Origin of the sequence: Streptomyces sp. NBC_01261, assembly GCF_036226385.1 — a bacterium.
In the GTDB taxonomy this organism is placed as follows: Bacteria; Actinomycetota; Actinomycetes; order Streptomycetales; family Streptomycetaceae; genus Streptomyces.
Map to the genome: position 1 here is coordinate 8,144,583 of NZ_CP108463.1, position 19,590 is coordinate 8,164,172.

A 19,590-nucleotide genomic window follows, 5' to 3' on the forward strand; every position below is an offset into this window, starting at 1 on the left:
CCCACCGTACGACCCGGCACTGACAACGCCCCGCGAGCGGCCTCAGAACCCGTTCAGCGCGGACCGCACCACGTCCGGCTTGTTCGTGATGAGCCCGTCCACGCCGTACCCGGCGACCTTCCACGCCGTGGGCGCGTCGTCGACCGTCCACGCGTACACCTCCATCGGACGGCCGTGCGGGCCCGTGTGCCCGTGCACGGCGGAGACGTAGCCGAGGGAGATCGAGCCGTACGACGGGTTGATCAGGTCGGTGTAGGCGGCGTAGCTCTGCAGGGCGGACACGGGGGGCGTGCCGAGGAAGGCGGTCCTGATGGCGGGCTTCAGGTCGTGCACGATGCGGATGCTGTCCGCGCTGAAGCTCTGCACGATCAGCCGGCCGTCGAGGTGCCCCTGGTCCAGCCATCCCTCGTTGCCCAGGAGCTTGAGGGTCTGCTGCTCGATCCCGGGATACAGCTCCGGGTTCTTGATCTCCAGGAGCAGGCTCTCGTGGTTGTGCTCCACCTCGCGCATGTACTGCGTGAGCGTGGGCACGCGCGTGCCTGTGAACGCGGGACCGAACCAGCTTCCCGCGTCGAGGCGTCCGATCTCGGCGGCGGTGAAGTCCTTCACCTTCCAGGGAGCTCGATCTGGGAACACCTTCTGGACATCCGTGGTGCGCTTCAGGCTGTCGTCGTGAATGACGACGAGTTCGCCGTCCTTGGTGCGCTGGACATCGTTCTCGACCCACTGGAAGCCGAGCTGGGCCGCCTTGTCGATGGAGGCCAGCGTGTTTTCGGGCGCATAGGAGGACGCGCCCCGGTGGGCCACGACCGTCGGCCACTCGGTGGCGTCGCCGGCCCGGGCGGCGGGGGAGGGGAGCAGAAGGGCGGCGGCCCCCAGGAGCGCGGTGGTCGAGGCGGCAACTGCGCGCAGGTGCATGCGTACTCCTCGCATCGAGCGATCACATACAGCTCAAGGATGACAGCGGAACGTCACTACCCGTGGGGTACAGGATGGACACAGAATGAATGGTGTTGCCCAAGTCCGCTCACCGGTGCCGCACAACTGGGTCAGGGCCGTGTTTCTTTGCCGGAAAATCGTTCGACCATTCCGGTGGGGGTCATACTCTCTGCGTCGACCCTGACCGTTCCGGCGGTCCTGGGGCTGGGCGCGTTTCAGGAATTCCGGAATGGAACAGGACGGAAGGGCAACTGCGCATGCAGGGCACGGTCGACGGATTCAGCTACGGACTCGTCACACCGCTGGTGGCCTACCTCATGGCGTGCCTCGGCGGCGCCCTCGGCCTGCGCTGCACCACCAGATCGATGCTCGCCGCCCAGTCCTGGCGCCCCGGATGGCTCGCCCTCGGATCGGCGGCGATCGGTTCCGGCATATGGACGATGCACTTCATCGCCATGATGGGGTTCTCGGTCCGCCAGACACCGGTCCACTACGACCGGCCGATGACCTTCGCGAGCCTCGCCGTCGCCATCGTCATGGTCGGCGTCGGGATCTTCATCGTCGGCTACAGAGGACCCCGCGGGACGGCGCTCTTCACCGGCGGCACCCTCACCGGCCTGGGCATCGCCTCGATGCACTACCTGGGCATGGCCGGCATGCGCCTCAACGGAAAGCTCGAATACAACACGCTCACCGTCGCCGCGTCCGTCGTCATAGCGGTCGTCGCCGCGATCACCGCCCTCTGGGCCGCCGGACAGGTCCGCGGGTTCCTCTGGAGCGTGGGCGCGAGCCTCGTCATGGGGCTCGCCGTCGCCGGCATGCACTACACCGGCATGGCCGCCCTCAGCGTCCACGTCCACGGCATAACCCCGACCACCGACGGCGTCTCGGCCGCGTCCCTGCTCGCGCCCATGATGATCGGCCCCCTCGCCTTCCTGCTCCTGGCCGGCGTCGTCGTGATGTTCGACCCGCTGATGGTCATGGGGAAGCCCGCCCATGTCCCCGTCGAGCACAAGCCCGGCGTCCCGGCCGGCGCCCTCGTCCCGCACCCCCGGCACGCCCCCGTGCGCGCCGCCCGCGAGCTCGGACACCGCCGCTCCCGCACCCCGCAGAACCGCTGATCCGACCCCGTTGTCAGTGGTGGGTCGTACGGTTGGTTCCATGCGGCCCGTTTCCCACATCGAACGCACGGTGGCGCCTTTCGAGGTCGTCAGCTCCTACCAGCCCAGCGGCGATCAGCCGGCGGCCATCGCCGAGCTGGCCCGACGCGTCGAGGCAGGTGAGAAGGATGTCGTCCTGCTGGGCGCGACCGGCACCGGCAAGTCCGCCACCACCGCGTGGATGATCGAGAAGCTCCAGCGCCCCACCCTGGTGATGGCGCCGAACAAGACCCTGGCCGCCCAGCTGGCCAACGAGTTCCGCGAGCTCCTGCCGAACAACGCCGTCGAGTACTTCGTCTCGTACTACGACTACTACCAGCCCGAGGCCTACGTCCCGCAGTCGGACACCTACATCGAGAAGGACTCCTCGGTCAACGAGGAGGTCGAGCGCCTGCGCCACTCCGCGACCAACTCGCTGCTCACCCGCCGCGACGTCATCGTGGTCGCCTCCGTCTCCTGCATCTACGGCCTCGGTACCCCGCAGGAATACGTGGACCGCATGGTCCCCCTCAAGGTCGGCGACGAGATCGACCGCGACCAGCTGCTGCGGCGCTTCGTGGACATCCAGTACACACGCAACGACGTGGCCTTCAGCCGCGGCACCTTCCGCGTCCGCGGCGACACCATCGAGATCTTCCCGGTCTACGAAGAGCTGGCCGTCCGCATCGAGATGTTCGGCGACGAGATCGAGGCCCTCTCCACCCTCCACCCGCTCACCGGCGAGATCATCAGCGAGGACGAGCACCTCTACGTCTTCCCGGCCTCCCACTACATCGCCGGCCCCGAGCGCATGGAGCGGGCCGTCAACGACATCGAGAAGGAACTCGCCGAGCGACTGGCCGAGATGGATAAGCAGGGCAAGCTCCTGGAGGCCCAGCGGCTGCGCATGCGGACCACGTACGACCTGGAGATGCTCCGCCAGATCGGCTCCTGCTCCGGCGTCGAGAACTACTCGATGCACTTCGACGGCCGCGAGCCCGGCTCCGCGCCGAACACCCTGATCGACTACTTCCCGGAAGACTTCCTGCTCGTCATCGACGAGTCGCACAACACGGTCCCGCAGATCGGCGCCATGTACGAGGGCGACGCCTCCCGCAAGCGCACCCTCGTCGACCACGGCTTCCGGCTGCCCTCCGCCCTGGACAACCGCCCCCTGAAGTGGGAGGAGTTCCAGAAGCGCATCGGACAGACGGTCTACCTGTCGGCGACCCCGGGCAAGTACGAGCTCTCGCGCGCGGACGGCGCCGTCGAGCAGATCATCCGTCCCACCGGCCTCATCGACCCCGAGGTCGTCGTCAAGCCCACCGAGGGCCAGATCGACGACCTGGTGCACGAGATCCGCAAGCGCACCGAGAAGGACGAGCGGGTCCTGGTCACCACGCTCACCAAGAAGATGGCCGAGGACCTCACGGACTACTTCCTGGAACTCGGCATCCAGGTCCGCTACCTGCACAGCGACGTCGACACCCTGCGCCGCATCGAGCTGCTGCGCGAGCTGCGCTCCGGCGAGTTCGACGTCCTGGTGGGCATCAACCTCCTTCGGGAGGGCCTCGACCTGCCCGAGGTGTCCCTGGTCGCCATCCTGGACGCCGACAAGGAGGGCTTCCTGCGCTCCGGCACCTCCCTGATCCAGACCATCGGCCGCGCGGCGCGCAACGTCTCCGGTCAGGTCCACATGTACGCCGACAGGATCACCCCGGCGATGGAGAAGGCCATCGAGGAGACCAACCGCCGTAGGGAGAAGCAGGTCGCGTACAACACGGAGCGCGGCATCGACCCCCAGCCGCTCCGCAAGAAGATCAACGACATCGTCGCGCAGATCGCCCGCGAGGACGTCGACACGGAGCAGCTGCTGGGCTCGGGCTACCGCCAGGCCAAGGACGGCAAGGGCGCCAAGACCCCCGTGCCCGCACTCGGCGGCAAGGCCGGGAAGAGCGCCAAGTCCGCCAAGGGCAAGGCCAAGGACACGGTGCCGACCGACCGCCCCGCGGCCGAACTCGCCGAGCAGATCGAGGAGATGACGGCACGCATGCGTGCCGCCGCCGCGGACCTGCAGTTCGAGGTCGCGGCCCGGCTGCGCGACGAGGTCCACGAGATGAAGAAGGAACTGCGTCAGATGAAGGAGGGCGGCCTGGCCTGACCGCCCGGGTGGACCGCCGGACCTCGGGGTATCCGCTCTGTGTTGCAAGACCGACACAAAGTCCGATGCGGGGTTCGGCACTGTCAGTGGCGCTGCGTAGGGTTCTGGACATCCGCGGATTCCGCGGCAACAGGGGACAGTTCGAGAGGGGAACAGTCGTGACGGTCAACATGACCAAGGGTCAGGCCATCAGTCTGCAGAAGAACGACGGATCCGGCCTGACCGCGGTGCGCATGGGTCTCGGCTGGCAGGCGGCTCCCCGGCGCGGCCTGTTCGGCTCGCGCACCCGGGAGATCGACCTCGACGCGTCCGCCGTGCTCTTCGCGGACAAGCAGCCCGTCGACGTCGTGTTCTTCCGCCACCTGGTCAGCGACGACGGCTCCGTGCGCCACACCGGTGACAACCTCGTCGGCGGTGTCGGCCAGGGCGGGGACGACGAGGCGATCCTCGTCGACCTCGCGCGCGTGCCGGTCCACATCGACCAGATCGTCTTCACCGTGAACTCCTTCACGGGCCAGACCTTCCAGGAGGTGCAGAACGCGTTCTGCCGCCTGGTGGACGAGACCAACGGCCAGGAGCTGGCCCGCTACACGCTGGCGGGCGGCGGCCAGTACACGGCCCAGATCATGGCGAAGGTGCACCGCACCGGCTCGGGCTGGACACTGACGGCCCTCGGCACACCGACCAACGGCCGCACCTTCCAGGACCTGATGCCGGCGATCCTGCCGCACCTGTAGGACGGCCCGGCGCACACGACAGGACACGGCTGAGCAGGGGGACGAGAGCGATGGCAGCCGAGCTGGCGCGAGGGCAGAACCACCCGCTCTCCCAACTGCGCCTGGAGATCAGGGTCGCGGCCGGCCAGTCGGTCGTGGCCGCCGCCACGCTCGGCGACGAGCGGGGCAGGATCCACGGCGTCGAGTGGGTGGCCCACCCGGGCACACCCACCCTGCCCGGCCTGGAGGTCTCCAAGCAGGCGGCCGCCGACCACCGCCTCGCGGTGGACCTGGGCGCCATGCCGGAGGCCGTGCACCGCGTCAGCGTGCTCCTCGCCCTGCCCCTCGGCGGCGACGGCCCCGCCCGCTTCGGCGCCGTCGCCGCGCCCTTCGTCGCGGTCACCGGCCTCGACGGCACCGAGGTCGCCAGCTACACGATCACCGGCCTGGACGCCGAATCCGCCGTCGTGGCCCTGGAGTTGTACCGCAGGCAGGGCGCCTGGAAGGTGCGCGCCGTCGGCCAGGGCTACGCGGGCGGCCTCGCCGAACTCCTCACCGACCAGGGCCTGCCCCAGGCCGCACACCTCGCGGGCACCATCAACGAAGCGGTGGCCCACGGCCTCGCCCGCTCCGTGGCCGCACCCCCACCGCGCACCCCGGACGGCGACCGCACCCGCCAGGCGGCCGCACCGGCCCTCGGCCCCGAGGGGAGCGGATCTACGACGCAGGGTGCCCCCGGAGCCGTAGCGCCGCAGCCGACGTCTCCGTACACGACGCAGGGCAGCCCGGGGGCCGTAGCGCCGCAGTCCGGATTTCCCGGTTCCGCCGCGCCTGCGGACCCGGCCGCCACTCAGCCTGGTGCCCCCGCCACGGATGGCCCGATCGACTACAGCCATCCGCGTCGGCACCAGACCGGGGCGCCCCCGTCGCCCGCTCCGACCGCGGCGCCGGCTCCGCCCGGGCAGGCCGCGCGACCCGTTGCCGGGGACGCGACCGGGTGGTCGATGGAGGAGCGGCTGTACAACCAGGTGTGGGGGATGTTCGAGGACCTGGCGCGCACCATGGCCGCGTACCGCAGTGCGGTCGACTTCGCGGACTCGCGCATGGAGAAGGAGCTCGACCAGGCGCTGTCCGACCCGCGGAGCCGGATCGGTGGTCAGGGGGACGCGGCCCGGGAGGCGGCGCAGACCAAGCATGCCCAACTCGTCGACCAGGCGCGCGCGGCCCTGGACCGGGACCTCGCGCAGCTGGCCGCCGAGTCCGAGGTGGTCGAACCCGCGCTCCCGCCGGCGTTCGCGGGCTGGGACAACCCCGTGTGGCACGGCTACCGCGTTCCCATGGAGATCCCGATGGCCGTGCGCCTCGGCGATCTGCACCTCCCGGAGAGCCCTGAGCTGCGTATCCCGATGCTGGTCCGGCTGCCGTTGGAGCGCGGCCTGTGGATCGACAGCGGTGGCGCGGAGTCCCTGGACGGCTCGTTCACCGACTCGCACGAACTGCGTCGCCTCGCGCTGGACACGGCCGTGGCGCACGCGGCCCGGCTGCTCGCCGTCTATCCGGTGGGCGAGTTCGCCGTGCACGTCATCGACCCGGCCGGTTCGGCGGCGCAGGCACTGGTCCCGCTGGTGCACACCGGCGTGCTCGCGGCGCCGCCCGCCGTGGGCGCCGCCGGGGTGACCGACGTGCTGACCCGGCTCACCCAACGGGTGGACCTGGTGCAGATGGCGGTGCGCGGCGGTGCCGCCGACTCGCTGCCGCCCGGCCTCGACACGGCCGAGCAACTGCTGATCGTCAACGACTTCCCGCACGGCTTCGACGACCGGGCCGTGACCCAGCTGCGCTACCTCGCCGACGAGGGCCCGAGCGTCGGCGTCCACCTGATGATGGTCGCGGACCGCGAGGACGCCGCGGGCTACGGCCCGTTGCTCGACCCCCTCTGGCGTTCGCTGATGCGACTCACCCCGCTGCCCGACGACCACCTCGCCGACCCCTGGGTCGGACACGCCTGGACGTACGAGCCCTCGTCGGTGCCGCCCGGCAGTCAGGTGCTGCGGCAGGTGCTGACAGAGGTCGCGACGGCCCGCACCAAGCTCAGGTAAAGAGCTCTGACCTGCACGTTTATCCTTCCTTTGGTAATTGCTTTACCTTTCCTTGGCTGTTGGGGTAGGCTTTTCCGTACGGAGGGGAGTACTCCCTATCTGCTGCGGCGTACCCGTCAATACGGATCAGGCCAGATCCCGGGGCGTCGGCCCTGGGCACCCGTCCAAGGTGGAAGAGACCTCCGGTAGCGACGACGCTGACCATTTGCCGTTAATACCGCCGGAGGAGCAGTAGTGGATGTTTCCGTGACCCTGTGGGTCCTGACCATCGTGGGGCTGGCGGCCCTGATCGCGGTCGATTTCTTCATCGGCCGCAAGCCGCATGACGTGTCGATCAAGGAAGCCGGAATCTGGACGATCGTCTGGATCGCCCTCGCCGGACTCTTCGGACTCGGCCTGCTCGTCTTCGGGGACGGCCAGGCCGGCGGCGAGTTCTTCGCCGGCTTCATCACCGAGAAGTCGCTGAGCGTCGACAACCTCTTCGTCTTCGTCCTGATCATGGCGAAGTTCGCCGTGCCCTCGCAGTACCAGCAGCGGGTGCTGCTCGTCGGCGTCCTCATAGCCCTGGTCCTGCGGGCCATCTTCATCGCGGCCGGCGCGGCCATCCTCGCCAGCTTCGCGTGGGTCTTCTACATCTTCGGTGCCTTCCTCATCTGGACTGCCTGGAAGCTCATCCAGGAGGCCCGCGCCGACGAGGAGGAAGAGGAGTTCGAGGAGAACAAGCTGCTCAAGGCGGCCGAGCGCCGCTTCGGCGTGGCCGACCGGTACCACGGCACCAAGCTGTGGATCCAGGAGAACGGCAAGCGGGTCATGACCCCGATGCTGGTCGTGATGCTCGCCATCGGTACGACGGACGTGCTGTTCGCGCTCGACTCCATCCCCGCGATCTTCGGCCTGACCCAGGACCCGTACATCGTGTTCACGGCCAACGCCTTCGCGCTGATGGGCCTGCGCCAGCTGTACTTCCTCATCGGCGGCCTGCTCAAGAAGCTGGTCCACCTCAGCTACGGCCTGTCGGTCATCCTCGGCTTCATCGGCGTCAAGCTCGTGCTGCACGCGCTGCACGAGTCCGGCGTCCATGTCCCGGAGATCTCCATCCCCGTCTCGCTGGGTGTGATCTGCGGTGTCCTGATCGTCACCACGATCACCAGTCTGATGGCCAACAAGAAGACGACGGCGGCCGAGGCGGCCAGGACCGAGGCCGAAGGCACCCCGAAGGACAGCATCGACGCCTGACCCGTCCGACGCAGGAAGACGCAGCACGACGCAGGAACACGAGCACCGGGAGCACCGCACCATGAACCGCCGACGACCGCTCCCGGTGCCTCGTTCGGTACCGGGCACCCGTGTCCACGCGACGGGGGAGAGGCCCCGCAGCGCCGGAATGCGGGCCCTGTACGCCTCTGCGAGGATCGCTTCATGATCACTCGGCTCAGGTCGCTCACCACCCAGTGGACGACCCTCGTACCGGTGCTCGCGGCCGTCCTCCTGGTCTTCACCTGGGGGCGCAAGGATCTGCCCGCCGTGGTCGTCGCCCTGGTGACGCTGGTCCTCGCCGGCGCCGTGCTGGCCGCGGTGCACCACGCCGAGGTGATCGCCCACCGCGTCGGAGAACCCTTCGGCTCCCTGGTCCTCGCCGTCGCCGTCACGATCATCGAGGTCGCCCTGATCGTCACCCTGATGGCCGACGGCGGCGACAAGAGCTCGACCCTCGCCAGGGACACCGTCTTCGCCGCCGTCATGATCACCTGCAACGGCATCGTCGGCCTGGTCCTCATCGTCGCCTCGCTGCGCCACGGCACGGCCGTCTTCAACCCCGAGGGCACCGGCGCCGCCCTCGCCACCGTGGCGACCCTGGCCACGCTCAGCCTGGTCCTGCCGACCTTCACCACCAGCAAGCCGGGCCCGGAGTTCTCCGGCGCCCAGCTCACCTTCGCCGCGGTCTCCTCACTCGCCCTGTACGGCCTCTTCGTGGCCACGCAGACCGTGCGGCACCGCGACTACTTTTTGCCCGTCTCCCACCAGGGCGAGACGATCACCAAGGACCTCCACGCGGACGCGCCGTCCGCCCGCACCGCCCTGATCAGCCTGGGCCTGCTGGGCCTCGCCCTGATCGGCGTGGTCGGCCTGGCCAAGGGAGTCTCGCCGACCATCGAGTCCGGCGTCGAGGCCGCCGGACTGCACCACGCCGTCGTCGGCGTGATCATCGCGCTGCTCGTGCTGCTCCCCGAGACCATCGCCGCCCTGCGGTCCGCCCGCCGCGACCGGGTGCAGACCAGCCTCAACCTCGCGCTCGGCTCGGCGATGGCCAGCATCGGCCTCACCATCCCCGCCGTCGCCCTCGCGTCCATCTGGCTCTCCGGTCCGCTCGTCCTCGGCCTCGGCTCCACGCACATGGTGCTGCTCGCCCTGACGGTCGTGGTGAGTTCCCTGACGGTGGTGCCGGGCCGGGCCACACCGCTCCAGGGCGGGGTCCATCTGGTGCTGTTCGCGGCCTACTTGGAGCTGGCGATCAATCCGTAGCGCACGGAGAGTTCCGTAGGCGACGCGTTCCGGACGGGACGTAAACGCTTGCGCAAGCCTTTACGTCCCCTGCCGCTGTACGCCCTCCACCGTGCAGGCCCTCACCCCGCGACCGGCTCCACCACAGCCACCTCCACCGGTCGAGTCTCCGGCAGCAGCGCGAAGCAGCCCAGGCTGAACAGGGCGACCCCCGTGAGATAGGCGCCTACACCCCAGGGGACGCGCCCGCTGTGCTCGGCGAGTGCCGTCGCCACGATCGGGGTGAGCGCGCCGCCGAGGACCCCGCCCAGGTTGTAGCCCACGGCGGCGCCCGTGCAGCGCACGCGGGGCTCGTACAGCTCCGGCAGATACGCGCCGAGCACGGCGAACATCGTCACGAACGCGAGCAGCGCCCCCAGGAACCCGAGGAACATCAGCAGCGGCGCACCCGTGGCGAGCAGCGCGACCATCGGGAACATCCACAGCGCGGCGGCCGTGCACCCCAGCAGACACAGCGGACGGCGCCCGTAGCGGTCGCTCAGCAGGGCCACCAGCGGGGTCAGCGAGCCCTTCACCACGACGGCGGCCATGATGCAGGCCAGCATGACGGTACGGCCGACCCCGAGCCGCTCAGTGCCGTAGGCGAGGGACCACGTCGTCACCGCGTAGAAGACGGCGTATCCCACCGACAGGGCCCCGGCGGTCAGCAGGACCAACCGCCAGTGCTCGCGCACGACTTCGGCGAGCGGCACGCGCGCGTGGTCGTCGATTTCGAGGAACCGGGGGCTCTCGGCGAGCGACGAGCGCAGCCAGAGCCCACCGAGGGCCAGCACCCCGGCCACCCAGAACGGCACCCGCCAGCCCCACTGCGCGAACTGCGCGTCCGTCAGGGTCGCCGACAGCGCCAGCATCACGCCGTTGGCCAGCAGGAAGCCCACCGCCGGTCCGATCTGCGGGAAGCTCGACCACAGCCCGCGCCGCCCGGCCGGCGCGTGCTCGGCGGTCAGGAGCACCGCCCCGCCCCACTCGCCGCCGAGTCCGAGGCCCTGCAGAAAACGCAGCACCAGAAGGAGCACGGGAGCGGCCACCCCGATCGAGCCGTACGACGGCACACAGCCGACCGCGACCGTCGAGGCACCGGTCAGCAGCAGTGAGGCGACGAGCACCGGCCGCCGTCCGCGCCGGTCCCCGAAGTGCCCGAACAGGATCGAGCCCAGCGGTCGCGCCACGAAGCCCACGCCGAACGTCCCGAAGGCGGCCAGCGTCCCCGCCACCGGCGAGAACGTCGGGAAGAACAGGGGCCCGAGAACCAGGGCCGCCGCCGTGCCGTAGACGAAGAAGTCGTAGAACTCGATCGCGGTCCCGGCGAGCGAGGCGGCCGCGAGGCGCAGCATGGAAGGGGGCCTTACGGTGCGTACATCGTGCATGCCGCGTCAACTACCCATAGTGAGCAACGGTTACGGGGGCGCGCGGTGGTGCGGAGGGGTCGTGATAGACCGGGTCCGAGCAGCGGCCGTCGACCGGCGGCCCCGCCTCGAACGACATGTCCGAACGGACCGGAGGAACCGTGCCCCGCACCCTGGCCAACGCCCCGATCATGATTCTCAACGGCCCCAACCTGAACCTCCTGGGCCAGCGCCAGCCGGAGATCTACGGCTCCGACACGCTCGCCGACGTCGAGGCACTGTGCGTCAAGGCGGCGGCCGGGCACGGCGGCACGGTGGACTTCCGGCAGTCCAACCACGAGGGCGAGTTGGTCGACTGGATCCACGAGGCGCGGTCGAACCACTGCGGCATCGTGATCAACCCGGCCGCCTACTCGCACACCTCGGTCGCGATCCTGGACGCCCTCAACACCTGCGACGGGCTGCCGGTGGTGGAGGTCCACATCTCCAACATCCACCAGCGCGAGGCCTTCCGGCACCACTCGTACGTCTCGCTGCGCGCCGACGGTGTCATCGCGGGGTGCGGTGTGCAGGGGTACGTGTTCGGCGTCGAGCGGGTCGCCGCGTTGGCGGGCGCGGGGAAAGCCGACGCGTAAGGCGTAGGGCGGTAAGCATCGCCCTCTGGGCGTACGCCCCTTACAGACCGACAGTTACAGACGCCCCGTCACGGGCGGCCGGTCACAGGCGGCCCGCCTCCACGATCCGTCGCAGGAAGCGCTGCGTGCGCTCCTGCTGCGGGTCGCCGAAGATCTCCTGGGCCGTGCCGCGTTCCAGGACCACGCCTCCGTCCAGGAAACACACCTGGTCGGCGACGTCCCGGGCGAAGCCCATCTCGTGCGTGGCCAGCACCATGGTCATGCCCTCGTCCTTCAAGTCCCGCACCACGGCGAGCACTTCACCGACCAGCTCGGGGTCGAGCGCGGCGGTGATCTCGTCGAAGAGCAGCAGTCGGGGACGTACGGCCAGGGCGCGCACGATCGCGACCCGCTGCTGCTGACCACCGCTCAGCCGGTCCGGGTAGGCGCCTGCCTTGTCCCCGAGCCCGAGGCGCTCCAGCAGCTCACGCGCGTGTGCCTCGGCCTCCGCGCGGGACACGCCGTGCACCCGGCGCGGGGCCAGGGTGATGTTCTCCAGGACCGTCATGTGCGGGAACAGGTTGTAGGCCTGGAACACCACGCCGATGCGGCGCCGTACCGCGTCCGGGTCGACGCGCGGGTCGGTGATCTCCTCGCCGTCCAGCCAGATCGCGCCGTCGTCGATGTCCTCCAGGAGGTTCGCGCACCGCAACAGCGTCGACTTGCCGGAACCGGAGGCGCCGATCAGCGCGGTCACGGTGTGCGGAGGAACCTCCAGGTCGACGTCCCGCAGGACGACCGACGTACCGAAGGTCTTGCGGACGGACTCCATGCGCAGCACGGGAGAGGTGTTGTCGGTGCTCATGTCGTGCCTCCCTGGGCGCGCTGCCGGTCCATCCGCGCGGTCACCCAGTCCGTGAAGCGGGTCATCGGGATGGTCAACGCCACGAAGACGAGCCCCGCGACGATGTACGGCGTGTAGTTCAGGGCGCGCTGCGCGATGATGTCGGACGCCCGTACGGCGTCGATCGCGCCGCCGATCGACACGAGCCCGGTGTCCTTCTGGAGGGACACCAGATCGTTCAACAAGGGCGGCACCTGCCGGCGTACGGCCTGGGGGAGCACCACGTGCCGCAGCGCCTGCCGGTTGCTCAGGCCCAGCGAGCGGGCCGCGGCGCGCTGCGAGGGGTGCACGGACTCGATGCCCGCGCGGAACACCTCGGCGACGTACGCCGAGTACGTCAGCGTCAGCGCCGCACCCCCCAGCCACACGGGGTCGACGGTCACGCCCTGGAGCCGCAGGGCGGGCACTCCGAAGACCACGATCATCAGGTTGATGATCAGCGGCAGTCCGCGGAAGAAGTCCGTGTACGCGGCGGCCAGCACCCGCAGGGGGAAGAACACCGGTCCGCGCAGGGTGCGCGCGATGGCTATCAGCATGCCCAGGACGAGCACCAGCACGCCGCAGATCAGCAGCAGCCGGATGTTCAGCCAGAGCCCTTCGAGGACCTTGGGGAACGCCTCGCGCGCGTAGTGCCCGTCGAAGAACGTCTCCTTGGTGCGCTCCCAGCCCGGCGCGCTGACCACGACCACATACAGGACGACGGCCGTGACCAGGGTCGACACCGCGGCGATCGCGGTCGCGCGACGGGCACGCGCGCGTTTGTGCCGCTCGCGGTCCACGCGCCGCTGCGAGGGGACGTACGCGTCGCCCCCGCCGGGCATGTCGCCCTTGTCGTCCGCGGCCTCCTGGCCGGAGTCGTCCTTCACCACGGTCACTTGAGGACCGGGGCGTCGACGGCGTCGGAGAGCCACTGCTTCTCCAGCGCGGCCAGCGTGCCGTCCTTGCGGAGCGCGTCCACGGCCGACGACACGCACGACGTGAGGTCGCTGCCCTTGTCGAGCACGAGCCCGAACTGCTCGGGCGTACCGCCCTGGTTCTCGAACTGGCCGACGATCTTGGCGTTGGTCACCTCGGCCGAGGTGATGTAGAAGGCGGTCGGCAGGTCGACGACGATCGCGTCCACCTGGCCGTTCTTGAGCGCGGAGACGGCCTGGTCGTTCTTGGAGAACGCCGCCTCCTGCCGCGTCGGCTTCACCACGTCGCTGATGTAGTTCAGGCTCGTGGTGCCGACCTGGGCGCCCAGCTTGAGGCCCTTCAGGCCCGCGATGCTCGTCGCCTTGGCGGCCTTGCTGCCCTTGAGCGCGATGACGGCCTGACGCACGTCGTAGTAGCCGGACGAGAAGTCGACGGCCTTCTTGCGCTCGGTGCTGATCGACACCTGGTTGATGTCGAAGTCGAAGGTCTTCACGCCGGGCGCGAAGGCCTTGTTGAAGGGGACGCTCTGCCAGACGACGGCGCTCTTGTCGTAGCCGAGCTGCTTCGCCACGGCGTACGCGACCGCCGACTCGAAGCCCTTGCCGTTGGCGGGCTTGTCGTCCTCGAACCACGGCTCGTACGCCGGCTCGTCCGTCGCGATCGTCAGCTTGCCGGAGGTCTGGGTGGCCAACTTGCCCTTGGCGCAGGTGGCCGCGGTCGAACCGGAGGCCTGGTCGGAGGCCTTGTCCTCCGGCTGCGGAGCACAGCCGACGGCGGTGGCGAGCAGGGCTACGGTTGCGGCGGATATCGCGCGGCGCAGTACGCGAGGGGCAAGGTGCATGGCGGGAGAGTGACAGCCAAACGTCCTGTTTGTCGAGGTCACAGCGCTGAATGTCCGCATATTGGGAACGGGTGTTGCGTTCTCGTAAAAAGCGCCTGTGCGATGCCGCTAGCCGGGGCCGCCGGTCGAGGGCGGGGAACGATGGACCGGCGGCCCGTCCGCGCAGGAGCCGTCGTCCTGAGCGGGGCTGCCTCCAGTCGACCGCGCGACCAGGTGTGCCGGGAGCGCGCGCGGGACACCGGCGCGTGCGAAGGGTTCACACGGGGCGCGCACGCACCGGTTCACGCCGAACGCTCACCACGCCAGTCGATCCTCACCACCCGCGCGCGTGCCACTCCGGCAGGTGCGGGCGCTCGGCGCCCAGCGTCGTGTCGTTGCCGTGTCCCGGGTAGACCCAGGTCTCGTCCGGGAGCGCGTCGAAGATCTTCGTCTCGACGTCGTGGATCAGACTCGCGAACGCCTCGGGGTCCTTACGGGTGTTGCCCACACCACCCGGGAACAGACAGTCCCCGGTGAACACATGAGGATGCCCGTGCGGGTCGTCGTAGACGAGCGCGATCGAACCCGGCGTATGACCCACGAGATGACGCGCGGTCAACTCGACCTGTCCGACCCGGATCGTGTCGCCGTCGCCGACCAGGACGTCGGTCGGCACCGGGATGCCGTCGGCGTCCTCGCGGCCCGCGTACGTACGCGCGCGCGTGGCCGTCACGACCTCGGCGAGCGCCTGCCAGTGGTCGCCGTGCTGGTGGGTGGTGACGACGGACGCGATGCCGTCGTCGCCGATCGTGCCGAGCAGGGTCTCCGCGTCGTTGGCCGCGTCGATCAGCAACTGTTCGTCGGTGGCCCGGCAGCGCAGCAGATAGGCGTTGTTGTTCATGGGCCCGACCGCGATCTTGGTGATCATCAGGTCCGTGAGCTCGTGCACATCCGCCGGTCCACCGACCGTGACCTCGCCGCTGTACGTCATGACGGTCAGCCTAATCCGTTTCCGGAGGACGTTCCGAAGGGGGCGCTGTCTCCCGGGCGTTCGCGTGCGGAACCGGGGTGCCTTGAGCGCGGTGGCGACGGAAGCCGATCATTCGGCCATGAGACCCGAAGTGTGTGCGTTCGTCGCAGACGGTCCGCTCCCCGACCACGACGCGAGCGAAGAGGAGATCGACCGACGCGTCCGGCAGCTCGACGCGATCGAGAAGCCGGTCACGGGAGAGGAAGCGCGGGCGCTCGTAGCCTGCTTCGGTCCGGACGACTGCTACGGCGTCGCCTGGACGCTCCTCCACCTCATCGAGACCGGCCCGAACCCCGCGCTCACCGTCGAACCCGCATCCGACGCCAACGAGTGGCACCGGAGGCTCTACGGCCGGGCCGGGGGTCTATAGCGGAGGCAGCGTCGGCAAGGAGTCGCCGTCGACCGTCAGACCGGACCCGTCACGGCGCCCGCAGAGCCAGCCGAGCAGATCCGACGGGCTGCCGGTGACGGTGATGTCGGGCTTCTCGGCGGACCGGCCCGTGCTCCACGCGTGCGTGCCGTCGGTGAGGTGGATCGACGGCACATCGGGGTGCCCGTCGAACCGCTCGACCAGGAAGTCGGTCTCGCGCCGGGTGAACTCCTCCGGGAGGTTCTCCAGCTCGTACCCGATGCCCAGGTCGACGTGATGCAGCTCCACCTCGGCCCAGCGCCGGAACGGGATCCGGGAGGCCGAGTCGACGATCCCGTTGCGCAGCTCCACGGTGCGTGACCAGTCCGCCGGAGCGGCGCCCGCCGCCTGGAAGCCGGCCGCGCTGTCGCGCACGTCGGCGAGCTGGACGTCGAGGGGTCGCGGGGCGTCGCGCTCGATGTCGGCGTCGCGCACGCTCGCCGTTGCGTACATGGGGCGACCCTCCAGGACGTTCACGAGGGCGTCCGCGTTGCGGGCGACATGCGCGAGGACGTGATTGCGGCTCCAGCCGGGGAGCCGTGACGGCTTTGCCGCCGAGGCGTTGTCCAGGGCGGCGGCTGCGGTGAGCAGTCGCTCGGTCGCATCACGTACAGAGGCCAGGTCATGAGCGTGATCAATCATGCTGCTGACCCTAGTCCCGCCACACCTTTGGGTGAAGGTGGTGAAGCAGTGCCGTAAATCGAATGCACGTGCTATATCGTCGGGTGCGGCGTCGGGCATGCTGGAAGGCCGGAGGTTGTTATGCCTCGGCCGGGATTCCGACCGGCGTTGTCAGTGGCTCCCCCTAGTCTGAGAACGACGGGGGCCCCGCCCCTGTCACTTCTCTCAAGAAAGGTGCGGACCGGCGTGGCCGACCGTCTCATCGTCCGTGGCGCGCGCGAGCACAATCTGAAGAATGTCTCGCTCGACCTTCCACGCGACTCGCTCATCGTTTTCACGGGCCTGTCCGGGTCGGGCAAGTCCTCCCTGGCCTTCGACACGATCTTCGCCGAGGGCCAGCGGCGCTACGTGGAATCGCTCTCCTCGTACGCCCGCCAGTTCCTCGGCCAGATGGACAAGCCGGACGTCGACTTCATCGAGGGTCTGTCCCCGGCCGTCTCCATCGACCAGAAGTCGACCTCGCGCAACCCGCGCTCGACGGTCGGCACCATCACCGAGGTCTACGACTACCTGCGCCTGCTCTTCGCGCGCATCGGCAAGCCGCACTGCCCCGAGTGCGGCCGGCCCATCTCGCGCCAGTCGCCGCAGGCCGTCGTCGACAAGGTCCTGGCGCTGCCCGAGGGGAGCCGCTTCCAGGTCCTGTCGCCGCTGGTGCGCGAGCGCAAGGGCGAGTTCGTCGACCTGTTCGCCGACCTCCAGACCAAGGGCTACAGCCGCGCGCGCGTGGACGGCGAGACCATCCAGCTCTCCGAGCCGCCCGTCCTGAAGAAGCAGGAGAAGCACACCATCGAGGTGGTCATCGACCGCCTCACGGTGAAGGACTCCGCCAAGCGCCGCCTCACCGACTCCGTGGAGACCGCCCTCGGGCTGTCCGGCGGCATGATCGTGCTCGACTTCGTCGACCTCCCCGAGGACGACCCCGAGCGTGAGCGTATGTACTCGGAGCACCTGTACTGCCCGTACGACGACCTGTCCTTCGAGGAGCTGGAGCCCCGCTCCTTCTCCTTCAACTCGCCCTTCGGCGCCTGCCCCGAGTGCTCCGGCATCGGCACGCGCATGGAGGTCGACGCCGAGCTGATCGTCCCGGACGAGGACAAGTCCCTGGACGAGGGCGCCATCCACCCCTGGTCGCACGGCCACACCAAGGACTACTTCAGCCGCCTCATCGGCGCCCTCGCGGACGCGCTGGGCTTCCGCACCGACATCCCCTTCGCCGGCCTCCCGCAGCGCGCCAAGAAGGCCCTGCTGTACGGCCACAAGACGCAGATCGAGGTGCGGTACCGGAACCGGTACGGACGCGAGCGGGTCTACACGACGCCCTTCGAAGGCGCCGTCCCCTTCGTGAAGCGGCGGCACGGCGAGGCGGAGAGCGACGCCAGCAGGGAGCGCTTCGAGGGCTACATGCGCGAGGTGCCCTGTCCCACCTGTCACGGCACGCGCCTGAAGCCCGTCGCCCTCGCGGTCACGATCATGGACAAGTCGATCGCCGAGATCTCCGGGATGTCGATCAGCGACTGCGCGGAGTTCCTGGGCGGGATGAAGCTCGACGCCCGAGACAAGAAGATCGCCGAGCGGGTGCTGAAGGAGTGCAACGAGAGGCTGCGCTTCCTGGTCGACGTCGGCCTCGACTACCTCTCGCTGAACCGCGCGGCCGGCACCCTCTCCGGCGGCGAGGCCCAGCGCATCCGCCTGGCCACCCAGATCGGCTCCGGACTCGTCGGCGTCCTGTACGTCCTCGACGAGCCGTCCATCGGCCTGCACCAGCGCGACAACCACCGGCTGATCGAGACCCTGGTCCGGCTCCGTGACATGGGCAACACGCTCATCGTCGTCGAGCACGACGAGGACACCATCAAGGTCGCCGACTGGATCGTCGACATCGGTCCCGGCGCGGGCGAGCACGGCGGCAGGGTCGTGCACAGCGGCTCCCTGAAGGAGTTGCTCGCCAACGAGGAGTCGATGACCGGGCAGTACCTGTCCGGCAAGAAGGCCATCCCGCTGCCCGACGTCCGGCGCCCGCGCGACCTCTCCCGCCAGCTCACGGTGCACGGTGCCCGGGAGAACAACCTCCAGGACATCGACGTCTCGTTCCCCCTGGGCGTGTTCACCGCGGTCACCGGCGTCTCCGGCTCCGGCAAGTCGACCTTGGTCAACGACATCCTGTACACGCACCTGGCCCGCGAGTTGAACGGCGCGAGGAGCGTGCCGGGACGGCACACGCGCGTGGACGGCGACGACCTCGTCGACAAGGTCGTGCACGTCGACCAGTCGCCCATCGGTCGCACCCCCCGGTCGAACCCGGCGACGTACACCGGAGTCTTCGACCACGTCCGCAAGCTGTTCGCGGAGACGACCGAGGCGAAGGTGCGGGGCTATCTGCCCGGCCGCTTCTCCTTCAACGTCAAGGGCGGTCGCTGCGAGAACTGCGCGGGCGACGGCACCATCAAGATCGAGATGAACTTCCTGCCGGACGTCTACGTCCCGTGCGAGGTGTGCCACGGCGCCCGCTACAACCGGGAGACGCTGGACGTCCACTACAAGGGCAAGTCCATCGCCGACGTCCTGAACATGCCGATCGAGGAGGCCACGGAGTTCTTCGAGGCGGTCCCCGGGATCGCCCGCCACCTCAACACCCTCAAGGACGTCGGCCTCGGCTACGTCCGGCTCGGCCAGTCCGCGACCACCCTGTCCGGCGGTGAGGCCCAGCGCGTCAAGCTCGCCAGCGAGCTCCAGCGCCGCTCCACCGGCCGTACGGTCTACGTCCTGGACGAGCCGACCACCGGCCTGCACTTCGAGGACATCAGCAAGCTCCTCACCGTGCTCGGTGGCCTGGTCGACAAGGGCAACACGGTCATCGTCATCGAGCACAACCTCGATGTGATCAAGGTCGCCGACTGGGTCGTCGACATGGGCCCGGAGGGTGGCGCGGGCGGCGGTCTGGTCATCGCCGAGGGCACACCGGAGCAGGTCGCCGCGGTCCCGACGAGCCACACCGGCAAGTTCCTCCGCGAGATCCTCGACGCCGACCGGATCAGCGACGGCGCCCCGGTGAAGGCCCCGCGCAAGACGGCCGCCAAGAAGACCGCGGCGGTCGCGGCGAAGAAGTCCGTGCCCGCCAAGAAGGCCACGCCCGCGAAGAAGACGACGCGAGCCCGCAAGGCCTGACCGGCACACGGCAGGAACACGCATACGGCGCCCCGCGGGAACTTCCCCGCGGGGCGCCGCACTTGGCAGCGCGCACAGCCCGCCACCGCC

At 69.5% G+C, this 19,590-nt stretch carries 16 protein-coding genes; 9 read left to right on the top strand and 7 right to left on the bottom strand.

The window, feature by feature from the left end; genetic code table 11:
* Nucleotides 1-42 precede the first annotated feature (42 nt).
* A complete protein-coding gene (locus tag OG226_RS36325; RefSeq protein WP_328684022.1) occupies nt 43-918 on the bottom strand; it encodes a glycerophosphodiester phosphodiesterase in 876 nt (291 codons plus the stop codon).
* 278 nt (nt 919-1,196) lie between these two features.
* On the opposite strand from OG226_RS36325, the gene OG226_RS36330 reads away from it, so the two are divergent.
* The 6 genes from OG226_RS36330 (at nt 1,197) to OG226_RS36355 (ending at nt 9,577) form a co-directional block, all read left to right on the top strand.
* Nucleotides 1,197-2,060, top strand: coding sequence for an MHYT domain-containing protein (locus OG226_RS36330; RefSeq protein WP_329351203.1), 864 nt, complete (start codon nt 1,197-1,199; stop codon nt 2,058-2,060).
* A gap of 40 nt (nt 2,061-2,100) precedes the next feature.
* Nucleotides 2,101-4,239, top strand: a complete 2,139-nt coding sequence (gene uvrB, locus OG226_RS36335; RefSeq protein WP_328684024.1) for an excinuclease ABC subunit UvrB — start codon at nt 2,101-2,103, stop codon at nt 4,237-4,239.
* A 158-nt stretch (nt 4,240-4,397) separates the two neighbouring features.
* Entirely contained in the window at nt 4,398-4,976 is a 579-nt protein-coding gene (locus OG226_RS36340; protein WP_033283094.1) for a TerD family protein, read from the top strand.
* Nucleotides 4,977-5,026: 50 nt separating this feature from the next.
* Complete coding sequence (locus tag OG226_RS36345; protein WP_329351204.1) at nt 5,027-7,054, top strand: TerD family protein; 2,028 nt, start codon at nt 5,027-5,029, stop codon at nt 7,052-7,054.
* A gap of 234 nt (nt 7,055-7,288) precedes the next feature.
* On the top strand, nt 7,289-8,290 hold the full coding sequence (locus OG226_RS36350) for a TerC/Alx family metal homeostasis membrane protein (protein WP_329351205.1): 1,002 nt from the start codon (nt 7,289-7,291) through the stop codon (nt 8,288-8,290).
* 183 nt (nt 8,291-8,473) lie between these two features.
* Nucleotides 8,474-9,577, top strand: a complete 1,104-nt coding sequence (locus tag OG226_RS36355; protein WP_328684027.1) for a calcium:proton antiporter — start codon at nt 8,474-8,476, stop codon at nt 9,575-9,577.
* A gap of 101 nt (nt 9,578-9,678) precedes the next feature.
* Here the strand turns inward: OG226_RS36355 and OG226_RS36360 are convergent, their stop codons facing one another.
* Entirely contained in the window at nt 9,679-10,950 is a 1,272-nt protein-coding gene (locus OG226_RS36360) for an MFS transporter (protein WP_328684028.1), read from the bottom strand.
* Nucleotides 10,951-11,123: 173 nt separating this feature from the next.
* Between OG226_RS36360 and aroQ the strand changes: the two genes are divergently transcribed.
* On the top strand, nt 11,124-11,597 hold the full coding sequence (aroQ, locus tag OG226_RS36365) for a type II 3-dehydroquinate dehydratase (protein ID WP_328684029.1): 474 nt from the start codon (nt 11,124-11,126) through the stop codon (nt 11,595-11,597).
* Nucleotides 11,598-11,679: 82 nt separating this feature from the next.
* On the opposite strand, the gene OG226_RS36370 is transcribed toward aroQ, so the two are convergent.
* The 4 genes from OG226_RS36370 to OG226_RS36385 form a co-directional block, all read right to left on the bottom strand.
* Nucleotides 11,680-12,441 (bottom strand): amino acid ABC transporter ATP-binding protein, encoded by a 762-nt coding sequence (locus tag OG226_RS36370; RefSeq protein ID WP_328684030.1) that lies wholly within the window; start codon nt 12,439-12,441, stop codon nt 11,680-11,682.
* A complete protein-coding gene (locus OG226_RS36375) occupies nt 12,438-13,355 on the bottom strand; it encodes an amino acid ABC transporter permease (RefSeq protein WP_329351206.1) in 918 nt (305 codons plus the stop codon). Before OG226_RS36375 ends, OG226_RS36370 begins: the two co-directional genes overlap by 4 nt.
* On the bottom strand, nt 13,352-14,236 hold the full coding sequence (locus OG226_RS36380) for an ABC transporter substrate-binding protein (RefSeq protein WP_328684032.1): 885 nt from the start codon (nt 14,234-14,236) through the stop codon (nt 13,352-13,354). Before OG226_RS36380 ends, OG226_RS36375 begins: the two co-directional genes overlap by 4 nt.
* A gap of 313 nt (nt 14,237-14,549) precedes the next feature.
* On the bottom strand, nt 14,550-15,206 hold the full coding sequence (locus OG226_RS36385; RefSeq protein ID WP_328684033.1) for an MBL fold metallo-hydrolase: 657 nt from the start codon (nt 15,204-15,206) through the stop codon (nt 14,550-14,552).
* Nucleotides 15,207-15,324: 118 nt separating this feature from the next.
* Between OG226_RS36385 and OG226_RS36390 the strand changes: the two genes are divergently transcribed.
* Nucleotides 15,325-15,615 carry a hypothetical protein gene (locus OG226_RS36390; RefSeq protein WP_328684034.1) on the top strand — a complete coding sequence of 97 codons (291 nt, stop codon included), beginning with the start codon at nt 15,325-15,327 and terminating at the stop codon, nt 15,613-15,615.
* Here the strand turns inward: OG226_RS36390 and OG226_RS36395 are convergent.
* Nucleotides 15,610-16,296 carry a maleylpyruvate isomerase family mycothiol-dependent enzyme gene (locus tag OG226_RS36395; RefSeq protein WP_329351207.1) on the bottom strand — a complete coding sequence of 229 codons (687 nt, stop codon included), beginning with the start codon at nt 16,294-16,296 and terminating at the stop codon, nt 15,610-15,612. The two genes, OG226_RS36390 and OG226_RS36395, sit on opposite strands and share 6 nt — an antisense overlap.
* A 225-nt stretch (nt 16,297-16,521) precedes the next feature.
* On the opposite strand from OG226_RS36395, the gene uvrA reads away from it, so the two are divergent.
* Nucleotides 16,522-19,500 carry an excinuclease ABC subunit UvrA gene (gene uvrA, locus OG226_RS36400; RefSeq protein WP_329351208.1) on the top strand — a complete coding sequence of 993 codons (2,979 nt, stop codon included), beginning with the start codon at nt 16,522-16,524 and terminating at the stop codon, nt 19,498-19,500.
* The last annotated feature ends 90 nt before the right edge of the window (nt 19,501-19,590 follow it).

What these genes read in the sequence shown, in the direction of transcription:
- OG226_RS36325 (WP_328684022.1), bottom strand. Translation starts at nt 918, where the DNA reads ATGCACCTGCGCGCAGTTGCCGCCTCGACCACCGCGCTCCTGGGGGCC.
- OG226_RS36330 (WP_329351203.1), top strand. Translation starts at nt 1,197, where the DNA reads ATGCAGGGCACGGTCGACGGATTCAGCTACGGACTCGTCACACCGCTG.
- uvrB (WP_328684024.1), top strand. Translation starts at nt 2,101, where the DNA reads ATGCGGCCCGTTTCCCACATCGAACGCACGGTGGCGCCTTTCGAGGTC.
- OG226_RS36345 (WP_329351204.1), top strand. Translation starts at nt 5,027, where the DNA reads ATGGCAGCCGAGCTGGCGCGAGGGCAGAACCACCCGCTCTCCCAACTG.
- OG226_RS36355 (WP_328684027.1), top strand. Translation starts at nt 8,474, where the DNA reads ATGATCACTCGGCTCAGGTCGCTCACCACCCAGTGGACGACCCTCGTA.
- OG226_RS36360 (WP_328684028.1), bottom strand. Translation starts at nt 10,950, where the DNA reads ATGCTGCGCCTCGCGGCCGCCTCGCTCGCCGGGACCGCGATCGAGTTC.
- OG226_RS36370 (WP_328684030.1), bottom strand. Translation starts at nt 12,441, where the DNA reads ATGAGCACCGACAACACCTCTCCCGTGCTGCGCATGGAGTCCGTCCGC.
- OG226_RS36380 (WP_328684032.1), bottom strand. Translation starts at nt 14,236, where the DNA reads ATGCACCTTGCCCCTCGCGTACTGCGCCGCGCGATATCCGCCGCAACC.
- OG226_RS36385 (WP_328684033.1), bottom strand. Translation starts at nt 15,206, where the DNA reads ATGACGTACAGCGGCGAGGTCACGGTCGGTGGACCGGCGGATGTGCAC.
- OG226_RS36390 (WP_328684034.1), top strand. Translation starts at nt 15,325, where the DNA reads ATGAGACCCGAAGTGTGTGCGTTCGTCGCAGACGGTCCGCTCCCCGAC.
- OG226_RS36395 (WP_329351207.1), bottom strand. Translation starts at nt 16,296, where the DNA reads ATGATTGATCACGCTCATGACCTGGCCTCTGTACGTGATGCGACCGAG.